This is a genomic window from Bacillus sp. FSL K6-1006, assembly GCF_038593175.1.
GTDB classification, from domain to species: Bacteria; Bacillota; Bacilli; order Bacillales; family Bacillaceae; genus Bacillus; species Bacillus safensis.
Genome location: NZ_CP151970.1, coordinates 2290819 through 2313523 on the forward strand (window position 1 = coordinate 2290819; position 22705 = coordinate 2313523).

Here is a 22705-nt window from a genome sequence, read left to right on the forward strand (position 1 = left end):
CATATCCGCTCTGACGTTTTTTGTTTACATAAATTGAAATGGGTTTGTGTTTGATTCAGAAACAAAGAGCTGTACGTCATATTTTTTATCCGCACACAGCGATTGAAGCTTCGCCTTTACGCCCTCTTTCATAATTTTTTCAGCATAATGCCCCGGGTCCACAACGTTCAGCCCTAGCATCATGGCATCGTGCGCAACATGGAAATAAAGGTCTCCTGTCACATACACATCTGCACCCATTCTTTTCGCTTGATGGATGTATTTATTTCCGTCTCCCCCAAGCACCGCCACTTTTTTCACAACAGCGTCTTGGTCTCCTACAAAACGAGCACCATTCACAACTAGCTTCGTTTTCACAAATTGTGTGAAATCTCTCAGTGTCATTGGCTCATTTAGCTCTCCAATACGGCCAAGACCTTTTTGAATAGGAGAAAGATCTGTCGTGTGTACACTATAGGCGACTTCTTCATAAGGATGTGCTTTGATCATTTCGCGAATCACTTGTTTTTCTATACTTGCTGGGAAAATGGTTTCAATCCGCACTTCTTTCACAAATTCTAATTGACCCGACTCACCAATAAACGGCTCAGCTTCTTCTGATGGCAGAAAGCTGCCTGTCCCTTCATTTGAAAACGCACAATGGCTGTAGTTGCCGATATGGCCGGCGCCCGCATTTCCTAAAGCTGTCCGGATGGCCTCTTCAAATTCCACTGGGACATACAGAGCAAGCTGTTTGATTGGATCTTCGTATGTCGGCACTAACACTCTTGTTTCTTCAAGCTCTAAGGCCTCAGCAAGCAGGTCATTGACTCCGCCATCAGCTATGTCTAAATTCGTATGTGCCACATATACCGCAATATCATGTTTGATGCATTTTTCAATGATACGTCCAGCCGGCTGATCCGTCGCTACATGTTTTAATGGACGGAAAATCGGCGGATGGTGGGCAATAATAAGATCCACTTTTCGCTCGATCGCCTCATCTACTACATTCTCTAATACATCCAAGGTAATCATCACATTGGTTACTTTTTTATTTAAAGTCCCAATCTGAAGACCAATTTTATCCCCTTCCATGGCGTATGCCTTTGGTGAAAATTGTTCAAACAATTGGATGATTTCATGCCCGTTTACTGTTTTAGCCAACAGTCAAAACCTCCTTTAGCATCTTTATTTTCGCATTCAGCTCTTCAAGGCGTTCTTTATTTTCTTCTGTCCGCGCCGCCTGCTGAATTTGACTTTCTATCTTCTCCATATGCTGAAGCTCTTGCATCCACTTGCGCCGGAAGACGTCATTTTGCTCTTTCGCAAGAAACGGTCCAACCAGCATGCCTGCTTCAAGTGACATTCCTTCATAGGCTTTATTTTTATCGCCTTTTTCTGCGATGATGATTTCGTATATTTTGCCGTCCTCTTCTAAAATGACTTCATCTATCAATTCATACCCCTCTTGATAAAGCCATAAACGAATATGGTGAGCATGGATATTCGGCTGAAGAATGAGCCTCTCATGGCCTGCGAGCTTATGCCTTCCTTCATTTAGAATGCTTGCGATGAGCGCCCCGCCCATACCTGCTATCGTCACTGCATTCACTTCGCCTTTTTCAATGACTTCAAGGCCATTTCCTTTTCTGACCGAAATTTCTTCATCTAATTCAAGTCTATGTACTTGCTGCTGCGCCGATTGAAGCGGTCCATCGGTAATTTCACCAGCAATGGCTTTCACTGCTTTTTGATGCAGAATCGCATAGCATGGCAAGTAGGCATGGTCTGAGCCGATATCAGCGAAGACTGCCTCATCTGGTAAAAAGTCTGCGACTTTTTTTAATCGTTTCGATAAATTCATTTCATTCATACGTATCACTACTTTTCTTTAATGTTCATACTTGTCTATCTTATATAAATTATGGACTTTTTAAAAGTCGTTTTCAAATGAAAAAAGCTCTTCTTTTGAAAAAGAGCTTTTTGTGTAAGATTATTTAATTTTAGACACCCATTCCGCCATTTCATCGAGCTTTTCATTCGGAATCAGCCCGCCTGGCATCCCGTTGCCGCCTTCTTGGATTTTCTTCTTGATGTCAGCTACTTCAAGCTTGTCTCCAACACCTTTTAATGCAGGACCTGCGCCGCCTTCATAGTTTTCCCCGTGACAGCTTAGACAGTTCTGCTTATACAATTCTTCCGGCGTTGCATTTGCTGTCTCTTCTTGCTTTTGCTCTTTGCCCCCAGAGGCAATTTTTTCTTCATCTTTCAGCCCCTTCATTGATAAGAAAAAAGTGAGTCCAATACCTAAAATGGCAATCAATAAAAATGGTATAAGTGGATTCCGTTTCATTTCTTTCATCCTCCCCTTTGTGAAAACCCCTTTGAGACTATGCAAACAATTCTAATTCTACTTTAATTTTACAAAAAGTAAACGAATTATGATACAAAACTTTGGTCAAGTTCACAGATTAGACAAAAATGATTCAAGATGAGAAATGAAGCCTTCAGCACATTTAGATGTATTTTTTATACATCTTTTCTCTAAGAACGTTGCAAATTCATTTGTTATTCAGTAAAATATAATCAGATTGAAAAAAGCGTTTTCATTTTTGATAAGAAAGAACGGATCTCTTTTAAGATCCGTCCGGTTTCTACTCTAAGAAGTCTTTTAATCGTTTACTTCTGCTTGGGTGTCTTAATTTACGAAGAGCTTTCGCTTCAATTTGTCTGATACGCTCTCTTGTTACGCCGAACACCTTTCCAACCTCTTCTAACGTGCGAGTTCTTCCGTCGTCTAGTCCGAAACGTAGTCTCAGCACATTTTCTTCACGGTCCGTCAGCGTGTCTAATACATCTTCAAGCTGCTCTTTTAAGAGTTCGTACGCAGCGTGGTCAGATGGAGATGTCGCCTCTTGGTCTTCGATAAAATCACCAAGATGCGAGTCATCTTCTTCACCAATAGGTGTTTCTAAAGATACAGGCTCTTGCGCAATTTTAAGAATCTCTCTTACCTTTTCTGGAGTTAAATCCATGTCTTCAGCAATTTCCTCAGGCGTTGGTTCTCTGCCTAGGTCTTGCAGAAGCTGTCTTTGAACACGGATCAATTTATTAATCGTTTCCACCATATGAACCGGAATCCGGATTGTTCTCGCCTGATCGGCAATCGCACGTGTGATCGCCTGTCTAATCCACCAAGTCGCATATGTTGAGAATTTATATCCTTTGCGGTAATCAAACTTCTCAACCGCCTTCATTAGACCCATGTTTCCTTCTTGAATCAAGTCAAGGAACAGCATACCACGACCGACATAGCGTTTCGCAATGCTGACAACGAGACGAAGGTTCGCTTCCGCTAATCTTCTTTTTGATTCCTCATCGCCCTCTTCGATCTTTTGAGCATACGTAATTTCTTCTTTAGCAGATAACAAATTGACGCGTCCGATTTCTTTTAAGTACATACGAACAGGATCATTGATTTTGACACCTGGTGGTACGCTTAAATCATTTAGGTCAAATTCTTCTTCTGCTTTAGCCAGCTGCTGAACATTTGGGTCTTCTGTCTCTTCGTTTTCACTAATGAGCTCTACACCCTGTTCGCCTAAGTATTCATAGTATTCATCCATTTGGTCTGATTCAATTTCAAAGCTAGACATACGCTCTGCAATTTCTTCGTATGTTAAAACGCCCCGTTTTTTACCCGTTTCAGTGAGCTTATCTCTCACCTGTTCAAAGGTTAATTCAGTTTCGGTTTCGTGGGCTTGTTTATCAGCCATTATGGATCCCTCCTTCCAAAGCTTGCAACGAATTCTAAAGTAACTTGCGATTTACTTCCGCCCTGCTTTTCTCTCTCTATCAAACAGATGACGAAGCAAATAGGAAATAAAATAAATAATGATGAAGGCAAGATGCTTGCGGTCTTATGCTCCTCCCGTAAAGGATTCATTGCCAGCCGTAAGTCCTGTCATTAATAATAGACGTATTACTTCAGCGAACGGTTCAACTGAATAATTTCTTTTGCAAGTGTTGCCGCTTTGAAGAAATCTTTTTGCCTCTCCGCTTCTGCACGTTCTAGCTCTTTTTCCTTTATCATTGACAAATTCCGATGATTCAACACTTTTTTTACATAATCACTTAATTCAGCTTCACTTAGTTCGTCTCCGACTTGAATCATCAATATATCCGTCAACAGCTGATTCATGACATCATCTTCTATCCGGTTCATCAGGTGCTGCGGCGTTGGTTCTTTGCCTTCTTCATACAAGGCATAAATGTACGTTGCCAGCGCCCTGTGCGAATCTATATTAAATTCAATCCCGATTCTGTCAAGTACTTTGCGGATCACGTCATCGCTTTTTAACATATGAGCAAGCAGCATTCGCTCTGCATTTTCATATGCCGGCCGCAGACGCTTTCTTCTCACTTGTGTTGACAGATGTGCACGCCGTTTTTCAAGCCCGTTTTCTTCCTGCGTGCTTTTGGTTTCTTGCCGTTGCTGTTTTTCAAACAGCTCCAGTTGTTCTTTTAATGAATCAAGTGAGATCGAAAACTCCCCAGCAAGCTGTTTCATGTAAATCTCTTGCTCCAAAGAGCCGTTTAACCGGCTGATTTCTCGGAGAACCTGCTTCATATAAGTAAGACGGTCTCCTTCGTCTGATAAGTTTTTTCCTCTTCGGAAAAAATTCATCTTAAACGTCATTAATGTCACACTTGCATCTATGATGTCATTCCTAAATTTCTCGCCGCCATATTTACGAATGTAATCATCTGGATCAAGTCCATCTGGTATCATGGCAACGCGAACTTTACATCCTCTTTTTCCAAGCAAATCTGATGCTTTCATGGTCGCTTCGTATCCGGCCGTATCAGAGTCATAGCAAAGGATGATCTCTTCTACGTTCCGCCTGAGAAGCTTTACGTGCTCTTCTGTAAGAGACGTACCCATTGTTGCAACACTTTCACCGACACCTGATGTAACAGCTGAGATGACGTCTGCAAATCCTTCAAAAAGAACCGCCCGTTCGCGTTTGCGAATATGCATACGTGCGTCATGAAAGTGATAAAGCAGCTTACTTTTATGAAAAAGCGGCGTTTCAGGACTATTCATATATTTAGGCTGCTGATCACCAAGCGATCTTCCGGAAAAAGCGATGACCGTTCCATGATGATCATGAATGGGAAACATGACACGATCTCTAAAGCGGTCAAAAAAGCCTGTGCCGTTTTCACGTTGAATCAAAAGACCAGCCTTCTCCATCATCACAGGATCAAATCCTCGTTTTTCTAAAAACTTGGTCACGAAATCCCAAGAATCAAGAGCATACCCGATCTCAAACTTGGCAATTGTTTCATCCGTAAAGCCTCTGGACCGTAAATAATCGAGTGCGTTTTGACCTTCCTTTGTATTTACCAGCAAATGGTGGTAAAATTTCTTAAGAAGCTCATGGGCCTCAATCATTTTATGATCTGCAGTGTCCTCTTGCTGAGAGGAACTCATCTGAGCATTCGCTACCTGATCAGGCAGATCAATATGGTACTTATCAGCCACATGTGAAACGGCTTCAATAAATGAGTAGCCTTCCATTTGTCTGAGGAAAGAAAACACATTGCCTCCTGCACCACAGCCGAAACAATGGAAGATTTGCTTATCTGCTGAAACAGAGAATGAAGGAGTATTTTCACCATGGAATGGACAAAGACCGAAGTAATTTCGACCTTGCTTTCTAAGCTGTACGTATTCTCCAATCACTTCGACAATGTCTGCGTTTTTTTGGATCTGCTCCAAAAGTTCATCTGGTATACGTTTGCTCATCCTAATAACACTCCGTCGTACATTATTCGCCTTTTAATTTAAAAATCCTTCATGATTCGACAGGATTTTTTGTAGTTGCGCCATAAATCGCTTCTTATCCTCTTCTAAAAGCTTTTTGGGACCTTTTCCGTATACACCTTTTCTTCGCTGTTTGCTAGAAACATGTCTGCGTTCCAAATCAAAATCAATTGTTTCGTTTGTGTACATTCGTCCTCTTTCAGACAGAACAATGACCTGTCTCGGAAGCAGTAAGGAGGCAAGACCAATATCTTGGGTGACGACAATATCATGTGCGGCAGCTGAGTTTGCAATGACTAAATCCGCTGCTTCCTTATGTGTATCTACAAACCGCCAATCTTCAAGTGGAGATCTTTTGGTTTGAAAATGCTCATATGAAGCAATGAATGTCACTGGTACTTGAAATTGAGATGCGACAGAAAGGATTTCGTCTTTTACAGGACAAGCATCTGCATCGACATAAATCGTCCTCTCTTTTTTACGTTCATTCAGGTGACTAATTCTCCATCCCTCCACCTTATTCCTGCTTTAGAGAAGCAAAAAGACCATACTTTTCCCCCATAAAGCAATCAACAGTAAAACTCATTTTGTCGAAAAGTTATGTTCAGAATCACTTGACTTCTGCCAATATTAGTTTATTCGTTCTTGACTTAACTTAAACCTAAAATCAATCATTTTATCACAATTTTTTATTATAATACAAATGCAGCAAATATGCCATTGTTTTTGTTTACCCGTTTCCCACCATAGGAAAAACCCAGGAGGAGCATCCTGAGTTTATTCGGAACCTCTTTTGGTCAGCATTTGATGAATGACATTTGCCGTTTCCTCAACTGCTTTATTCGATACATCAACGACTTGACAGTTAATGCGGTCAACCACTTTTTCAAAATACTCTAGTTCCTCTTTAATCCGCTCAATGTTCGCATAAATAGCGCGATCATTTAAACCAAGAGATTTTAAACGCTCTTTGCGAATATGATTTAGTTTGTCTGGACTAATTTTTAAACCGATACATTTCTTCGGATCAACTGAAAATAACTCTTCTGGCGGATCAACTTCAGGTACAATTGGAACGTTCGCTACCTTCAGCCGCTTATGTGCCAAATATTGAGATAATGGTGTCTTGGACGTGCGTGATACACCAATGAGCACAATATCAGCCTTTAGAATACCTCTAGGGTCTCTGCCGTCATCGTATTTCACAGCGAACTCGATGGCTTCTACCTTTTTAAAATAGTCCTCATCTAATTGACGTACACGACCCGGCTCATGTTTCGCTTCATTTCCATATGCCGTTTCCATTTTATCAATGAGCGGACCGATGATGTCATAATAAACGACACCGTTGGCTTCTGCTTCCTCGATTAAGAATTGGCGCATTTCTGGCACAACAAGAGTAAAGCAGACGATCCCATTATCTGCTTTCGCCAGTGAAATGACTTCTTTAATCGTACCAACATCCTCTACATACGGGATTCTTCTAATATTTGAATGGTCTGATGAGCCGCCATCAAATTGGCTAAGTGCCGCTTTGACCACGAGCTCTGCCGTTTCTCCAACTGAATCTGATACCACAAAAATTACGCGATTACTCATAACATCCCCTCGCAGTCTTCTGTCATTAGATTATTTCGTTCTCCGATAAGCTGACAAGTATTTTCGTCATGTTTGTTTTCGTAATTCTTCCGACCACTTCAAAGCCTTTATCCGTATCTTTTATCACAGGAAGTGCATCTATTTGCTTTTCAATCAAGTGCTTCGCCACATCCATAATGAAATCTTCCTTGCGGCAAACGGTGATGTTCGGCATTCTTGTCATAATAATATGGACAGGGATAGATGGAAGCTCCTGTTTCCCTATACTTGCGCGAAGGAGGTCTTTTCTGGATAACACGCCTGTTAAAATAGAGTGATCGTCCACAACAAATAATGTGCCCACATCCTCTAAAAACATCGTACAAATCGCATCATAAACCGAAACATTCTCATGTATTACCACTGGAATGGATTGAAAGTCTTTCACTTGAAGTTTTTTCAGCTTATCTGCGAGAAGCTGCGTGCCTGTTTTTCCTGTGAAAAAGTAGCCGACCCTTGGTCTTGCTTCTAAAAAGCCTGACATTGTTAAAATGGCTAAATCCGGTCTGAGGGTCGCCCTTGTTAAGTTCAGCCGATCGGCGATATGCTCTCCAGTGATCGGACCATTCTCTTTGACAATCTGTAAAATCTGCTCTTGCCGTTTATTTAACTCGATTGTACTCACCACCTTTAAATAGAGAGAGCGAAATCTTTATTTTATGTATATCATTTTCATAACTCATCATATTATAGCGCATCTTTGTCCGAATGAAACAAAAATCCACTCAAAAACCGTGAATTAAATGAGTAAAAAACGATTGCCCTTCAGAAAAGGCAACCGTTCTTAGGTATTTATTTTACAATTAAATTGTTCATATTCGCAAATGATTGAATGACTTTGGCTAGTTTGACCATTTGTGCTAAACGATTTCGCTTCAGTTTTTCATCATCCGCATGAACCATTGTATGATCGAAATAATGAACAATCGGTGTTTTTAACGTATCCAGCGCCTCAAGTGCCAAGCTGTATTGTCCTGCTGCTACATGTTCCTTTACAGCTTTCTCTACTTGCTGATACGCCTCAAACAGCTTTTGCTCATGTTCATTTTCAAACAGTTCAGGCTGAATCTCTGCATCTTCCCCTTTTTTACTGATTGAAATGACGCGCCCCAATGCTTCAGCCGTTTCTTTGAAGCTTTCTTGTTTCACACTCTCTTCAAGAACAGCTGCTTTTTTGACGACTGCATATGGCTCAATATTTTCAACATCCAGCACTGCATCAACAACATCATGGCGGATATGCTCTGCTTGAAGAACATATTTTAAACGATGTGTTAAAAATTCAATCAGAGCAGCTTCATGTTCTGCCTTTACTTGTGCAAGTGCTAGCAGCTCTTTAAATGAAATATTCCAATGACGGTCGAGCAGGATTTGAACGATACCGCTCGCTTGTCTTCTAAGTCCATAAGGGTCTTGAGAACCCGTTGGGATCACATCAATTGAGAAGAATGAACAAATAGAATCAAGCTTATCTGCTACTGCCACAATCGCACCAATCAAAGTGGACGGCGCCTCGTCACCAGCAAAGCGCGGCATATAGTGCTCGTTGATGCTTCTTGCTACTTCTTCATGTTCACCAAGAGCTCTTGCATATTTCTCACCCATGATTCCTTGTAATTCTGGGAATTCATAGACCATTTGAGTCACAAGGTCAAACTTCGAAATACTTGCTGCTCTCGCCACACGTTTAGTGGTTTCATCATCTGCTCCGACATGCGCCGCTAGACGAGTTGCAATGTCTGTCACTCTCTTCAGCTTGTCGCCGATTGTTCCAAGTTTCTCATGGAATACCACTTTATCAAGCTTTTTAATATTGTCTTCAATCACTAGTTTTTCGTCTTCTTTATAGAAGAATGCAGCATCTGATAAACGCGCACGAAGTACTTTTTCATTCCCTCTTGCGACATTTTCGAGCGCCTCACTGTTTCCATTTCTGACTGTAATAAAGTGCGGCAATAATTCCCCTTGCTCATTTTTTACAGGGAAGTAGCGCTGATGCTCTTTCATTGTCGTCACCAATACTTCTTCCGGCAATGCAAGAAACTCTTCTTCAAAGGAACCAGACAGCACAGTTGGATATTCTACAAGGTCGTTCACTTCTTCTAAAAGTTCAGGATCAACAGGAATGACCCAGCCTTTTTCTAAAGATAGCGCATCTAGCTGTTCAGTAATGAATTGTTTTCTTTTCTCTGAGTCTGCAATCACAAATTGATCGCGCAAAGTTTGTTCATAGGAAGCAGGTGTGTCAATGCTGGCTGTCGTTCCAAGGAAACGGTGTCCTCTAGTCTCACGGCCGCTTTTTACCCCAGCAATTTCAACAGGTACAATCTCTTTTCCAAATAAACAAACAATCCATTTAATCGGACGGATATAGCGTAAATCCTCGCTTCCCCATCTCATGTTCTTTGGAAAACTTAATGAAGCGGCGATTTCACCTAACGCTGGCAGGAGGTCTTTGACTTGCTTTCCTTCTTGAAACTTTTGGACATGGACATAATCCACTCCTTTGATCTCTTTGAAATAGAGATCATCTGTTGAAGCACCTTGTCCTCTTGCAAAGCCTTCAGCTGCTTTTGTCCAATTGCCTTCAGCATCTTGGGCAATCTTTTTAGCCGGGCCTTTTGCTTCTTCTTTGATGTCTTCTTGTTTTTCTGCGACACCTTTCACAAGTACAGCAAGACGTCTAGGTGAGTTAAATAAAGCAGTCTCTTCGAATGAAATATTTTGCGTTTCAAACCATGCTTTTACTTTCTCACCCAGCTGCTTTGTGCTCTCTGGCATGAAACGAGCCGGCATCTCTTCTAAGCCGATTTCAAGTAATACATCTTGTTTATTCATGAGAAGCCGCCTCCTCTTTTAGCATAGGGAATCCCAGTTTTTCGCGTTCTTCATAATAGGTTTTGGCTACTTTTCTTGCTAACTGACGCACTCTTCCGATATAACCAGTTCGCTCAGTCACAGAAATAGCACCCTTTGCATCGAGCAGGTTAAACGTATGAGAGCATTTGAGGACATAATCGTATGCCGGGTGAACAAGCCCTTTGTCCATTTGGCTATGTGCTTCTTTCTCATAGGTTGTAAATAGCTCGAACAGCATGTCAGTATTAGATGTTTCAAATGTATAAACAGAGTGCTCATATTCAGCCATTAAGAATAAATCTCTGACCGTAAATCCGTCTGTCCATTCAAGATCGAAGACATTTTCTTTGTCCTGGATGTAAGAAGCAAGACGTTCAATACCGTATGTGATTTCAACAGAAACGGGCTTACATTCTAAGCCGCCGACTTGTTGGAAATACGTGAACTGCGTAATTTCCATCCCATCAAGCCATACTTCCCAGCCAAGTCCTGCACAACCAAGAGATGGATTTTCCCAGTTATCTTCCACAAAACGAATATCATGTTTCAGCGGGTCAATGCCAAGTGCCTTCAATGATTCAAGATATAGCTCTTGAATATTGTCAGGTGATGGCTTAATGATCACTTGAAATTGGTGATGCTGATACAATCTATTTGGGTTTTCTCCATATCTGCCATCAGCCGGGCGTCTTGAAGGCTCTACATAAGCTACCTTCCACGGCTCTGGGCCGATGCTTCTGAGGAACGTGTATGGACTCATCGTTCCGGCACCTTTTTCTGTGTCATACGCCTGCATTAATACGCAGCCTTCATTTGACCAATGCTTTTGCAGCGTCAAAATCATGTCTTGAATATTCAATGATCGCACCTCCATCTTTTCTAGACCAACCGCTATGTATGGCGGGTGGGATGAGAACCTTGTAAGAGAACACAAAAACTCCCGTCTCTATGCTCGCAAGGTTCTTGCAAACATAGGGACGAGAGTTTTTCCCGCGGTTCCACCCTATTTGCTGGTGTAGTAGCACCCAGCCGCTTTGTTTTACGTTGCTCAAGAATGCCTTTCGTTACGCCTCCATCCTTAGCTCACACCGCCCTAAGGTCGCTTTTATGGATTTTACGTAAGTACTTCTTTCTGTCAATGCAACATATTTTATCTTAGATGATCTTACAAAAAGTCATGGGAGATGTCAACTTTTGTTTTCCCCGCCCATTAGCTTTTTCATGGATTCCATCTGATTCATGAATTTTTTTGATTTTAAATAGAGGCCGGAATATTCGTCATAGTAGTGATCAAGCACTTGACGAATTTCTTGTTTCGTCTGCTGTTTCACATCAACCTGACCAAGCCTTGATAAATCAAAATAATGAAACAACCGGAGCAGCCTTGCAGCTGCGGGGGATAAGGGCAGTTTATATGGATCTTTCGAAAAACAATTTTGGCAAATGAAGCCGTTATCTCTTATTGAGAAATGGAACTGTCCTTCTTTTTGACCACAGTGCACACATTGATCAAGTTCAGGCTTCATCCCCATCACTGATAACATTTTGACCTCTACGATAAATAAAATAATATCAGCATCTGTACCTTCGTTGAGATGACGCAGAGATTGAAGCAGAAGCTCAAACAAATAAGGGTTTGGCTTTTTTTCTTCTGTCCCTTTATCCATCAATTCCGTCATATATGCGGCATATGCGGTCAGAAATAAGTCTTCCCGAATGGCCCGCATACTTTCAATCATTTCGCCTTGCTGGAGCGTTCCAAGTCCTGTTGATGATTGGATGAGAAAGGTGCCGTATAAAAACGGCTGGCTTATGGCTGACAGGCGGCTGTTTGATTTTTTTGCGCCTCTTGCCATGACACCAATTTTCCCATGTTCTCTAGTGAGCAGCGTGACAATTTTGTTTGTTTCGCCATAATCTGTTGTTCTAAGGACGATTCCTTCACTTTTAATGAGCATTTGTCTACACTCCGAGCATTGGAGGGGGTCAAGAATTATAAGATTGGAAAATCAAATCGTGCTATCTCTTCTTCAAGTACATCGGGTCTTTCCAGGTTCTCCTTTTCTAACTCTTTGAAAAGCAGATACGTGTCAACGCTTCCTGTTTGTGAAAATACGTTCCATGTAAAATTCAACATAAAAACCCCACCTTTCTTTATTAGAAGCAGCAACGCTACATCCAACATATTAATTTTATCTTGACCAGGCTACCTCCATTTCATGATAAACAATTTTTACTAATCGAACCGCACCATTGTCAGATTTGCTGACAAATGCAGCGATTTTTTAATATTCGTCTTCTCTAAATCCAAAATCACGCAGGTGAGTGGATTTATTACGCCAGTCCTTCTGAACTTTGACCCAAAGCTCTAAATACACTTTTGAGCCTAGAAGTGCTTCAATATCTCTGCGCGCTTTTTGTCCCACTTCTTTTAACAAGCTGCCTCGTTTACCAATGACGATCCCTTTTTGCGAATCACGTTCTACGACAATGGTCGCCGCGACATGGATCTTGCCATTTTCATCTGGCTTAATCGATTCAATCGCAACCGCAATACTGTGCGGAATCTCTTCTCTCGTTAAATGCAGCACTTTTTCACGAATTAATTCAGAAATAATAAACCGTTCTGGATGATCTGTTACTTGATCTGCCGGATAAAATTGAGGGCCCTCTGGAAGATAACCTTCAATCTGCTGAAGAAGCGTGTCGATATTGTTTCCTTCAAGTGCTGAAATTGGCACAATTTCCTTGAATGGGTAACGTGTGCGGTATTCATCAATTAAAAGGAACAGTTCATCTGGGTGAATTTGGTCAATTTTATTAACGACTAGGAACACCGGTGTAGATGTTTGCTTTAGTCGTTCAATGATGAATTCATCACCTTTGCCATAGCCTTCCTGTGCGTTAATCATAAACAAGATCAGGTCGACTTCCTTCAGTGTATTTTGAGCCACCCTCATCATAAAATCACCAAGCTTATGCTTAGGTTTATGAATCCCCGGTGTATCGATAAAGATCGTTTGTGATGTGTTTGTTGTCAGAACACCTTGCACTTTGTTTCGCGTCGTTTGGGGCTTATCGCTCATGATGGCGATCTTTTGTCCAATGACACGATTAAGAAAGGTTGATTTCCCTACATTTGGTCTTCCAATAATTGATACAAATCCTGATTTGAAGCTTTCGTTAGTCATTTAAATCCTCCGGTGAAAATGCGCCTGGCAATAGTTCGTTTACTGTTGTTTCGTATATATGTCCTTTTAAGTTCGTTAGAATCACTGGCATATCAGGTGCACATAGCTCTGAAATGACCTGTCTGCATGCGCCGCACGGCGAAACAGGACGGTCTGTATCAGCCACCACTGCTAACATTTGAAAAGATGTAATGCCTTCTGAATAGGCTTTAAAAAGTGCAGTTCTTTCCGCACAATTACACATACCATATGCTGCATTTTCAATGTTGCAGCCGCCATACACTTTTCCATCATTCGACAGTAATGCTGCACCGACTTTGAATTTAGAATAGGGTACATATGCAAAATCTCTTGCTTTGATTGCTTCTGAAATCAACTCTTGTTTGTTCATTCCTAGTTCCCACTTTCAGAAGAAATGGTACCACTGTCACATTTATATTTTACATAATTCTCGTGACATTTTCACGCCCATTTCTAAAAATGTTAATAAATAGTAATATTGTTCTATTGCATGATCTTCGGTAAGAAGATGATCAACCCAATCATAACCGAAATCGCGGCGTAAACGCAAACAGCGCCTGCCGCAGCGTCCTTCGCTCTCTCTGCAAGCGGGTGCCTTTCTTCTGTCATCAGATCCACTGTATGTTCAATGGCTGTATTGACAAGTTCAAGCGCAAACATCCCCCCGCAAAGAAGAAGAACGATCAGCCATTCAAATGGGTCAATGCGGAACCAAAAGCCGCAGATCACCACGATGATGGCTGCGACTGTGTGAAATCGAAAATTCCGTTCATTCAAGAATGTTCGCCATATTCCTCTAAATGCATAGTAAAAACTCCGAAAAAAACGGGCGAGCGGCCTTCTTTTCTTACGATGATCTCGAAAGGCCATAATCATCCAGGATTTTTGTCTGTTTGGCGAACATTTCTTTTTCATCTTCCTCTGTCATATGATCGTACCCGAGCAAATGGAGGAAGCCATGAATCGTTAAGAATCCAAGCTCTCTCATAAAGGAATGTCCATATTCCTCTGCCTGCTCTTTCGTTCGATCCACACTAATGATAATGTCACCAAGTACAGGCGGGATATCATCTGCTCCAATGATTTCAATCTCCCCTTCTCCTTCTTCCTCAAGTGCAAAGGAGATTACATCTGTTGGTGCGTCTTTTCCGCGGTATTCTTTATTGATTTGATGAATCTCTTCATTCGAAACGATCGTCACTGATACTTCCGCTTGATCCTTGACCTCAAGTTCGTCTGCAGCAAACTGAAGAAGCTTTTCCACTTCTTCAAGCTGCTCTTTTGATACTTGTCCTGTTTCATCTATTAAATCGATTAACAATGTCATTTACTTCACCTTCTGCTTCGGGGCATCTGGATATTCAATCCGAGAATGGAAAATCCCCTTTAATGTTGTACAAATCGTTTGGCTGATAATATTTAATTCTTTAAATGTGAGGTCACATTCACTAAATTGCCCGTCCTGCATTTTATCTGAAATAATGCCTTTGACAAGCTTTTCAATCCGCTCTGGATTTGGATTATGCATCGAACGAACCGCCGCTTCAACGCTGTCAGCCACAGAAATAATCGCTGCTTCTTTTGATTGCGGCTTTGGACCAGGGTAACGGAATTCTTCTTCTGTCACCTGATCATCACGCTCTTTCGCCTTATAGTAAAAGAACTTTAAAAGAGACTTCCCGTGATGCTGTTCGGCAATGTCGACAAGTTCTTCAGGAAACTTCTTTTCTCTCAGCATATCAGCGCCATCTGTCGTATGGGCAATAATAATATTTTTACTCAGCTGAGGAGAAAGCTTGTCATGCGGATTATCAATGTTCATTTGGTTTTCGATAAAGTACTGCGGTCTTTTCGTTTTCCCAATGTCATGATAATAAGCACCGACCCTTGCTAAAAGACCATTTGCGCCGACTGCTTCACATGCAGCATCCGCTAAATTCGCCACCATGACACTATGATGATATGTACCTGGTGTCTCGGTTAAAATCTTTTTGAGCAGCGGATGATTTGGATTGGATAATTCAATCAGTTTCATTGTGGAAAGAATACCAAACATGCTCTCAAAAACAGGCATTAACCCAATGACCAAGATAGATGATGCAAACCCTGAAACAATCGCCATCATGAGGTTCACACCGATTTCAAGCCCTGATGGTGAAGAATTTTGGATGAGTGTAATGGATAAAACCACAAGTACATTCACCAAAGCAACCAAAAGCCCAGCCTGCAATATTTTTGATCTTGCATTATGTTTTCTTAAAAATAAAATACCCGCCATCCCGCTCATCAGATAATAAGCGCAGATCACATAGTTAAAGACGCCGGTTACTCCTTGATTAAACATCATACTGCCGCAAAGAGCAAATACAAGACCGGAGAAGATCGCCAGCCGCTCATTAATGAGCAGCTTGATCAGCATCGTGCCAAGTGCCACTGGCACGACATAGCCTATCGTCGTATACTTCGTTTCCTGGAAGAGGCTGAACACTTCCATGATAATTAATATAATCGTGAAAATAAGCGTGTAAAGCAGTAACGACTTATTCTTATGGACAAGCGATTTTTTCCTCGATTCAAGGGAATGAACAATCGCTGCTAAGAAAAGTCCAATTAATATGAGAAGACCACTTACAGGCTTAAATAAATTTGAGCTGTTTAACAGACCCGTGAGTTCTAATTTGCGATAAACTTCCCGGTCAATGAGCTCTCCTTCTTCAACTAAGATTTGCCCCTGCTTAATTTGCACAGGCTGAATATTGTCAGCCGCTTCCTGTCTTTTCTTCTCTGTTGCCACTGGGTCAAATACATAGTTTGGAATGATCGCAAATTCACCGATTTCTTTCGCCGCATTTAAGTATTTTGATGGAATCGAATTGTTTTTAAGCTCTGTTTTGACTTGTTTTTTCTCATCTTGTAATTTCGCTGCTGTGATTTCTTTACTCATCAGTGAATTCACCACTGTGATGATGGAATCCTTAGTAAATGAGAGATTTTCATCACTTGCTTGGAGCAGTGCTTTGATGGATTGATCCGAAACAGCTTCCTGCATATCTGTTGTGAGCTTTTCTTTGACACGCTTGACCATTTCTTGATCTGATGGCGCGTTCTCTTTATCATCAGCTGCTTTCTTCTCTTCTTTAATGGCTTCAAAGAGGGATGAGATGAGGTCTACGCGATTATCAGAATACGCTTTTTTGAGCGTATATTGATCTTCTACCTGATCTGTTGCTTCTTGTTTCTTTTCTTCTGTCGCTTCTTGATCATCAACGGTTGACGGAGAATAGATGGTCTGTTCGCTCACTGAAAATAAATCCAAGTCGAGCGATTCAGGCTTTACATGGAAGAAGAGCACCACGAATAAAATGGCTGCTAAACCAGCGTACAGCAAAACATTTAAATAACGTGAGCGCTCCATTTTCTGAGGTTCTTTTTTAGACAGTAGTCTTTTGCGCTTACTGCCTTTTTGATTCTTTCTCAAGGAAAGTACCTCCTTTTTTACTTTAAACCACGATCGAAACAAAATGACCCGATGAAGACGATCGGGTCACTCAGTTCATTTTTGCTTTTCGTATGCGCCAATGATCTTCGCCACAAGCGGGTGTCTGACCACATCTGTCTGGTCTAATTCAATAAATGAGATGCCCCTGATCTCTGCAAGCATGTCCTTTGCAGCTGCAAGACCTGACTGCATGCCCTTTGGCAGATCAATCTGTGTAATATCTCCTGTAATGACCATTTTAGAGCCAAACCCAAGTCTCGTCAAAAACATTTTCATTTGGGCAGGTGTTGTATTCTGCGCTTCATCTAAAATCACAAATGCATCATCAAGCGTCCGGCCTCTCATATAGGCAAGGGGCGCTATTTCAATCACGCCGCGCTCGATTAGTCGTTCCGTATGATCACTGCCAAGCACATCATGCAGGGCATCATATAGTGGTCTTAAATAAGGATCTACTTTTTCCTTTAGATCGCCTGGTAAAAAGCCAAGACTCTCTCCTGCTTCAACAGCTGGTCTTGTCAGGATTATCCGTTTCACATGTCCATTTTTCAGCGAATGGACCGCATTGACGACTGCCAAATACGTCTTCCCTGTACCAGCAGGTCCAATTCCAAAGACCAGGTCATCTTTTTTCATCGCCGCAGCATATTCACGCTGGCCGATTGTTTTCACCCTGATCGACTTTCCTTTGGCATTTTTCGTAATTTCATCTTCATACATATTTTCAAAATAATTCAGCTTGTTTTTTTGCGCCATTTTAATGGCATAGACGACATCCCGTTCAGATATCTCAATTCCTTTACGGATGAGATGTAAAAGAGATGTGATCAAACGGCTTACTGTATCTCTCGATGCTTCCTCACCAGAAACATACACTTTTTCTCCACGCGTAATAATGGAGACGTTCAGCTCGTTTTCCATTAGTTTCAGATAAGCATCTTGATTGCCAAATAAAGCAATCGCTTCGTTTGGGCTATCCAATTTTTGTTGAATCTCAAGTAAATGTTCTGTCATTCTCTAGTCTCCCTGAACAATAGGTGTTGGTTGAACAATATCTTCTATTACTTGGTAAAGGATGATTAACTTAACTTTACCATTCCCTGTTGTCTCGTGCAAAACTTTTTCACTTTTCACCTCTCCTGTTTGACCTAGCTTCTCTTCTAATTCTTTTTTACCCATTTTAATCCCTGCTTGAACCGCTTCTTTATTTGTGTATTCGCGATTTATTTTCTCACTTTCGCGTGTAATTTCCTTTTCATAAGAGAATGGGAGCTGCATGTTTAAGAAATGAAGCGGATGAACTTCTGTTTCTGTTTTTGGCTGCTTAAAATCATCCTTTTTAAAAGAAAAGCCCCAAAATGGCAGTGAGCCTCCAAATGCGGAGAGCTTGTGCTTTGTCTTCATTTTACCCGTAAAAACGTCAAAAGATGTTCGAAGAGGGACAGAAACTTCTGAACGATACCACGTTTCACCATAGATTTTCGCTTTGGCTCCTACCGTTTTTTGCTGATCTTCACTGCCAATGAGTCCAGAGACAAGCATCTGTCCTTTCTTTACATGTTCATCAACCGCGGCAAGCGGCTCCCCTTTTTCTACATACATTCTCGTGATGACAGCCTTTTTCTTGGCGACGATATGCTGAGGACTCGTGTATTTTTCTTTTTCAGGTTCATTTTTTTCCACAACTTTCATTTGAAAGGTTGTTCCGTTTAGTTCTACGCCGACCCATGTGATGCTTTGAATATTGGTTGTCAGGGATTTTTGAATTTTTTCAGGTGTTCCCATTAGAAACTGAAAACGTCCTTTTTGCACCCCAATGTCGTCTAAATGCTTTCTCATTTGATGTTCAGTTTCTGGATTGGCTCCTTTAATATCGATTTTCCATACCATGTTTGAAAGCGCCAATATCGTCACTAGAAAGCATACAATCCCAAGGGTAAATCCGATATTCTTCCTTGACCATAGGAGTAGAAATGGAAAGCCCTTTTTTTGATGAAATGAACATGTCACGTCATGATGTCTGCGTACCTTTCTGAAGGCATGTACATCTGATAAGCGAATAAATAAGCGCACGCTGTCTTGACGGCGGCTCACTTGAAACATTGTGATCCCCTGCCTCGTGCACTCATTAATGAGCCGCTCAATGCCATTTCCTTTGATCTCCACTTCCACTCTGCCAATAAAATAGGCGAACCATTTATTCTTCACGCTTCTCCCCTCCGTCAGTTAAGAATCAATATAACGGACCTCATCGATTTTCCCTTCCAATAAAATCTCTTCTGGCAAAATCGTTTTAATCACAAAATCTTTCCCTGAAATAATGCATTGTCCCTGTTTGAGCATCAGCCTTACCTCTTGATCACTGAAAAGCAAAAGCCCTTTATGGTTCTCTATGTAAATGTGGAGTCTGCCAACCATCGTAATACGGGGAAGATCCATCATCACGTCTGGAGGGATTTCAAGTGTTCTTGTCAGCCATGCTTTAAGTCGATTTTTTCTTTTTCCCATTCAATAAGAACCCCTTCCCACCTCATGTGTATGAGATCAAACTGAAAGATGGTGAGACTGATGAGAAAGCCTCTATATCATCCTATTCCTCAGGGGTTCATATCATGCTAATGAATCCCGTAAAATAGCTGTTTCAGCATTTTCTTTAAGAAAAAATATCATCAGGCAAAAAAAGCCCCCTTTTTCATAAAGGGGGCTTTCTTCTTTATCTTTTATATGGCCGTTTCATCGTTCTGTGCGGCTTTTTCGCGCGCGGCTCTCCAAATACTTCTCCAAGGATCATTCCTTGAACAATTGTATCTTGGTTCAGCTTCTCAATGAATTTTGGCCTCATTTCAGCAGATGCAGCCTTTGGCCTTGTCAGCTCTCTTTCAAGCGATTGGAACTCTTTGTTCAGCTCGTTTTTTCTTTCTTCCATTTCGGCAAGTGTAGCCGTATAGCGATCTTGTAAGGACTGAGAAGTTTTTTTCTTCATCCCGCCATGATCATGTACATCACCGAAATCGTCCAGCTGATCCGTCACGACTGGATCTGGACTTGTTTGCTTTGTTTGCTTTTGGGGCACCTGCTTACGCTGAGGAGCGGGCTTCTTTTGCTGATTCTGCTCTTCGTTCTCCTCTTGTTTGCCGATCTTCCCAAAGACGGCAGAGATGATACCGATGATAATCGCAATTAGTAGCGGATTTTCAAATAGAATGTCCAATGGGCTCCCTCCTTAAAGCGTGAGAGGATGCTTATTTGTTTTCATTATCAGATGGACCTTTTGTCATTTTGCCAAATGAATCTCTCATATCCGTATCAGCATCGATATTCTTAATGTTCATGTAGTCCATGACACCAATATTGCCTTCACGTAATGCTTCAGCCATTGCAAGTGGTACTTCAGCCTCTGCTTCAACGACTTTCGCGCGCATTTCTTCAACTTTCGCACGCATCTCTTGTTCTTGTGCAACAGCCATTGCGCGGCGTTCTTCTGCTTTCGCCTGTGCAATGTTTTTGTCTGCTTCTGCTTGGTCTGTTTGCAGGATCGCCCCGATGTTCTTACCGATATCAACATCTGCGATATCAATCGAGAGAATTTCAAATGCAGTACCTGAATCTAATCCTTTACCAAGAACCGTTTGAGAAATCATATCAGGATTCTCAAGAACCTTTTTATGATTATCTGATGAACCGATTGTAGAGACAATCCCTTCACCTACACGGGCAATAATTGTTTCTTCCCCTGCACCACCGACAAGTCGGTCGATGTTTGCACGAACTGTAATACGTGCTTTTGCTTTGACTTCAATCCCGTCCATCGCAACACCAGAGATAAATGGTGTTTCAATGACTTTAGGATTTACACTCATTTGAACTGCTTCCAGTACGTCACGGCCTGCTAGGTCGATGGCTGCACAGCGGGCAAAGTTCAATTCGATATTCGCGCGTTGAGCTGCTATTAATGCGTTCACAACTCTGTCCACGTTACCACCTGCAAGATAGTGGCTCTCCAGCTGGTTAATCGTCACATCAAGACCTGCTTTATGTGCTTTGATGAGCGGGTTGACTACTCGGTTTGGAATCACTCGGCGCAGTCTCATTCCTACAAGTGTAAAAATGCTCACTTTTACGCCAGCCGCTAGGGCAGAAATCCACAGCATCACCGGTACAAAGGTGAAAAAGATCGATAGAACAATCAAACCTGCTGCGATAATCACAAATAATAGTAAAGTAGATGGATCCATTTTATTCCTCCTCTAAAATCAGTATATCTATACTTTCCTCACGACAATGCGTGAGCCTTCCGCTTTCACAATTTTTACTTGTTCATCTTTATCGATAAATGCACCTTCTGACACCACATCAATGCGCTCATCTCCGAGTACGATCGTACCAGATGGACGAAGTGCAGTGGCTGTCACTGCGATTTGCCCAACAAGATCTTCTCTTGTTTCATTTGAGACATAACCGCTTTCCTTATTGGTTGAATCGGTTAAAATGAACTTTTTAAAGAATTTCATACGTTTCCCCAACACCTTTGTCAATAAAATAACTGCTATGGTTGAAACAGCAGTGGCAATCAAGATGGAAATCGCCATTTCTGTAAAGCTTCCAGCTGCTAAAAATAAGCTGACAACGACACAGATCAGTCCAATGACACCTACGATTCCCCCTGGCAAAAACAATTCCAGAATGATGAGTGCAATCCCTGCTAAAAACAGGAACAACGTCTCATATCCTGCAAAACCTGCCACGAGATGACCATAAAAGAATAGAAGAAGCGCTGTCACTCCCATTGTGCCCGGGACCCCAAAGCCAGGAGAATAGAGCTCAACAACTAACCCTAAGCTTGCAATGGATAAAAGGATTGGAATGACAATTGGGTGCGTAAGAAAACGCGCAACCTTTTCAGCAAAGCTCACTTCATCGTATTGAACAGAAGCGTCTTGTAATTTCAGCTTCTGAAGCAAGTCATCCATATTTTTTGCTTCCCCTTCTGCATACCCGAATTGAAGCGCCCGGTCTGTGTTGAAGGTGAGCAATTCTCCTTTTGGTGCACCGGCTTCTTTTGCGTCTATATCTACATCTGCCATGGCAAGAGCATACTTTGGATCACGCCCTTGCTTTTCGGCAGCATCACTCATTTCAGCAAGCCATAGAGATTCAGATTTTTGATCGGCAGCATTGCCTTCTCCATCAATGATCGCAGCAGCCCCCATTTTTCCATTCGGGGTCATATAAATTTGATCGGCATTTAATGCAAGGAATGCCCCCGCTGAAAGCGCTCTATGATTGACAAACGCTGTCACTGGGATATCGGAAGCACGAATCGTATCTGCGATTTTAAGCGCTGCATCAACTGCACCACCCGGTGTATTGATGTCGAGAATAATATGCTTCGCCCGTTCCGACTTTGCCTGCTCAAACGATCGTTCAATGAATTTAGAAAGTCCTTTTTCTACTGTATCTTCAATTGGGATAACATGAACTTTCTGATCTGCTGATTTCGCGGTCAATTGAACCCCTAATAACAAGCATATTATAAAACAACTGAAGAGAGCAATAGAAATTTTTATTTTTTTCATCTATTTGGTGATCCCTCCTCTCTTTCTTCATTTTACCGTTCCTTTACATACGTTACAAATGTATCATAGGTTTCATTTTTATATGACAGAATCACGAGGGCATAAAAAA

General features: G+C 41.6%; 23 protein-coding genes. All 23 read right to left on the bottom strand.

Annotated features, from left to right (window positions below; genetic code table 11):
- Window positions 1-24: 24 nt before the first annotated feature.
- Window positions 25-1146 carry a Nif3-like dinuclear metal center hexameric protein gene (locus NSS65_RS11850; RefSeq protein ID WP_326134820.1) on the bottom strand — a complete coding sequence of 374 codons (1122 nt, stop codon included), beginning with the start codon at window positions 1144-1146 and terminating at the stop codon, window positions 25-27.
- Window positions 1139-1855 (bottom strand): tRNA (adenine(22)-N(1))-methyltransferase TrmK, encoded by a 717-nt coding sequence (locus NSS65_RS11855; protein WP_120208219.1) that lies wholly within the window; start codon window positions 1853-1855, stop codon window positions 1139-1141. The genes NSS65_RS11850 and NSS65_RS11855 overlap by 8 nt, the downstream gene beginning before the upstream one ends.
- Window positions 1856-1975: 120 nt before the next feature.
- Complete coding sequence (gene cccA, locus NSS65_RS11860; RefSeq protein ID WP_034280134.1) at window positions 1976-2335, bottom strand: cytochrome c550; 360 nt, start codon at window positions 2333-2335, stop codon at window positions 1976-1978.
- A 301-nt stretch (window positions 2336-2636) separates the two neighbouring features.
- Window positions 2637-3758 (bottom strand): RNA polymerase sigma factor RpoD, encoded by a 1122-nt coding sequence (rpoD, locus tag NSS65_RS11865; protein ID WP_008342392.1) that lies wholly within the window; start codon window positions 3756-3758, stop codon window positions 2637-2639.
- A gap of 206 nt (window positions 3759-3964) precedes the next feature.
- Window positions 3965-5794, bottom strand: a complete 1830-nt coding sequence (dnaG, locus tag NSS65_RS11870) for a DNA primase (protein WP_024423015.1) — start codon at window positions 5792-5794, stop codon at window positions 3965-3967.
- Between the two features lie 33 nt (window positions 5795-5827).
- Window positions 5828-6328 (bottom strand): YaiI/YqxD family protein, encoded by a 501-nt coding sequence (locus NSS65_RS11875; RefSeq protein WP_024423016.1) that lies wholly within the window; start codon window positions 6326-6328, stop codon window positions 5828-5830.
- Window positions 6329-6589: 261 nt separating this feature from the next.
- A complete protein-coding gene (locus NSS65_RS11880) occupies window positions 6590-7411 on the bottom strand; it encodes a pyruvate, water dikinase regulatory protein (protein WP_008342399.1) in 822 nt (273 codons plus the stop codon).
- A gap of 25 nt (window positions 7412-7436) precedes the next feature.
- A complete protein-coding gene (locus NSS65_RS11885) occupies window positions 7437-8075 on the bottom strand; it encodes a helix-turn-helix transcriptional regulator (protein ID WP_024423017.1) in 639 nt (212 codons plus the stop codon).
- 167 nt (window positions 8076-8242) lie between these two features.
- On the bottom strand, window positions 8243-10288 hold the full coding sequence (glyS, locus tag NSS65_RS11890; RefSeq protein ID WP_120208221.1) for a glycine--tRNA ligase subunit beta: 2046 nt from the start codon (window positions 10286-10288) through the stop codon (window positions 8243-8245).
- The gene (glyQ, locus tag NSS65_RS11895; RefSeq protein WP_012010611.1) at window positions 10281-11168 is read right to left on the bottom strand and encodes a glycine--tRNA ligase subunit alpha; all 888 of its coding nucleotides are present in this window, start codon (window positions 11166-11168) and stop codon (window positions 10281-10283) included. The genes glyS and glyQ overlap by 8 nt, the downstream gene beginning before the upstream one ends.
- A 328-nt stretch (window positions 11169-11496) precedes the next feature.
- Window positions 11497-12267, bottom strand: a complete 771-nt coding sequence (gene recO / locus NSS65_RS11900) for a DNA repair protein RecO (RefSeq protein WP_034280128.1) — start codon at window positions 12265-12267, stop codon at window positions 11497-11499.
- Between the two features lie 35 nt (window positions 12268-12302).
- Window positions 12303-12446 (bottom strand): YqzL family protein, encoded by a 144-nt coding sequence (locus NSS65_RS11905; protein ID WP_003217288.1) that lies wholly within the window; start codon window positions 12444-12446, stop codon window positions 12303-12305.
- A 148-nt stretch (window positions 12447-12594) separates the two neighbouring features.
- Window positions 12595-13500 carry a GTPase Era gene (gene era, locus NSS65_RS11910; protein ID WP_007501305.1) on the bottom strand — a complete coding sequence of 302 codons (906 nt, stop codon included), beginning with the start codon at window positions 13498-13500 and terminating at the stop codon, window positions 12595-12597.
- Window positions 13493-13891 carry a cytidine deaminase gene (locus tag NSS65_RS11915; RefSeq protein ID WP_008356263.1) on the bottom strand — a complete coding sequence of 133 codons (399 nt, stop codon included), beginning with the start codon at window positions 13889-13891 and terminating at the stop codon, window positions 13493-13495. Before NSS65_RS11915 ends, era begins: the two co-directional genes overlap by 8 nt.
- A gap of 113 nt (window positions 13892-14004) precedes the next feature.
- Window positions 14005-14391 (bottom strand): diacylglycerol kinase family protein, encoded by a 387-nt coding sequence (locus NSS65_RS11920; protein WP_024423020.1) that lies wholly within the window; start codon window positions 14389-14391, stop codon window positions 14005-14007.
- On the bottom strand, window positions 14369-14848 hold the full coding sequence (gene ybeY / locus NSS65_RS11925; RefSeq protein WP_024423021.1) for an rRNA maturation RNase YbeY: 480 nt from the start codon (window positions 14846-14848) through the stop codon (window positions 14369-14371). The genes NSS65_RS11920 and ybeY overlap by 23 nt, the downstream gene beginning before the upstream one ends.
- Entirely contained in the window at window positions 14849-16936 is a 2088-nt protein-coding gene (locus NSS65_RS11930; RefSeq protein ID WP_186365570.1) for an HD family phosphohydrolase, read from the bottom strand.
- Between the two features lie 138 nt (window positions 16937-17074).
- Window positions 17075-18034, bottom strand: a complete 960-nt coding sequence (locus NSS65_RS11935) for a PhoH family protein (protein ID WP_046311804.1) — start codon at window positions 18032-18034, stop codon at window positions 17075-17077.
- Between the two features lie 3 nt (window positions 18035-18037).
- A complete protein-coding gene (gene yqfD, locus NSS65_RS11940) occupies window positions 18038-19228 on the bottom strand; it encodes a sporulation protein YqfD (RefSeq protein WP_041118008.1) in 1191 nt (396 codons plus the stop codon).
- A gap of 18 nt (window positions 19229-19246) precedes the next feature.
- The gene (gene yqfC / locus NSS65_RS11945; protein WP_012010618.1) at window positions 19247-19528 is read right to left on the bottom strand and encodes a sporulation protein YqfC; all 282 of its coding nucleotides are present in this window, start codon (window positions 19526-19528) and stop codon (window positions 19247-19249) included.
- Between the two features lie 205 nt (window positions 19529-19733).
- Window positions 19734-20231 carry a hypothetical protein gene (locus NSS65_RS11950; RefSeq protein ID WP_024427958.1) on the bottom strand — a complete coding sequence of 166 codons (498 nt, stop codon included), beginning with the start codon at window positions 20229-20231 and terminating at the stop codon, window positions 19734-19736.
- Between the two features lie 31 nt (window positions 20232-20262).
- Window positions 20263-21255, bottom strand: a complete 993-nt coding sequence (gene floA / locus NSS65_RS11955; protein ID WP_024423026.1) for a flotillin-like protein FloA — start codon at window positions 21253-21255, stop codon at window positions 20263-20265.
- A gap of 27 nt (window positions 21256-21282) precedes the next feature.
- On the bottom strand, window positions 21283-22596 hold the full coding sequence (locus NSS65_RS11960) for a nodulation protein NfeD (RefSeq protein WP_070326492.1): 1314 nt from the start codon (window positions 22594-22596) through the stop codon (window positions 21283-21285).
- Between the last annotated feature and the right edge of the window lie 109 nt (window positions 22597-22705).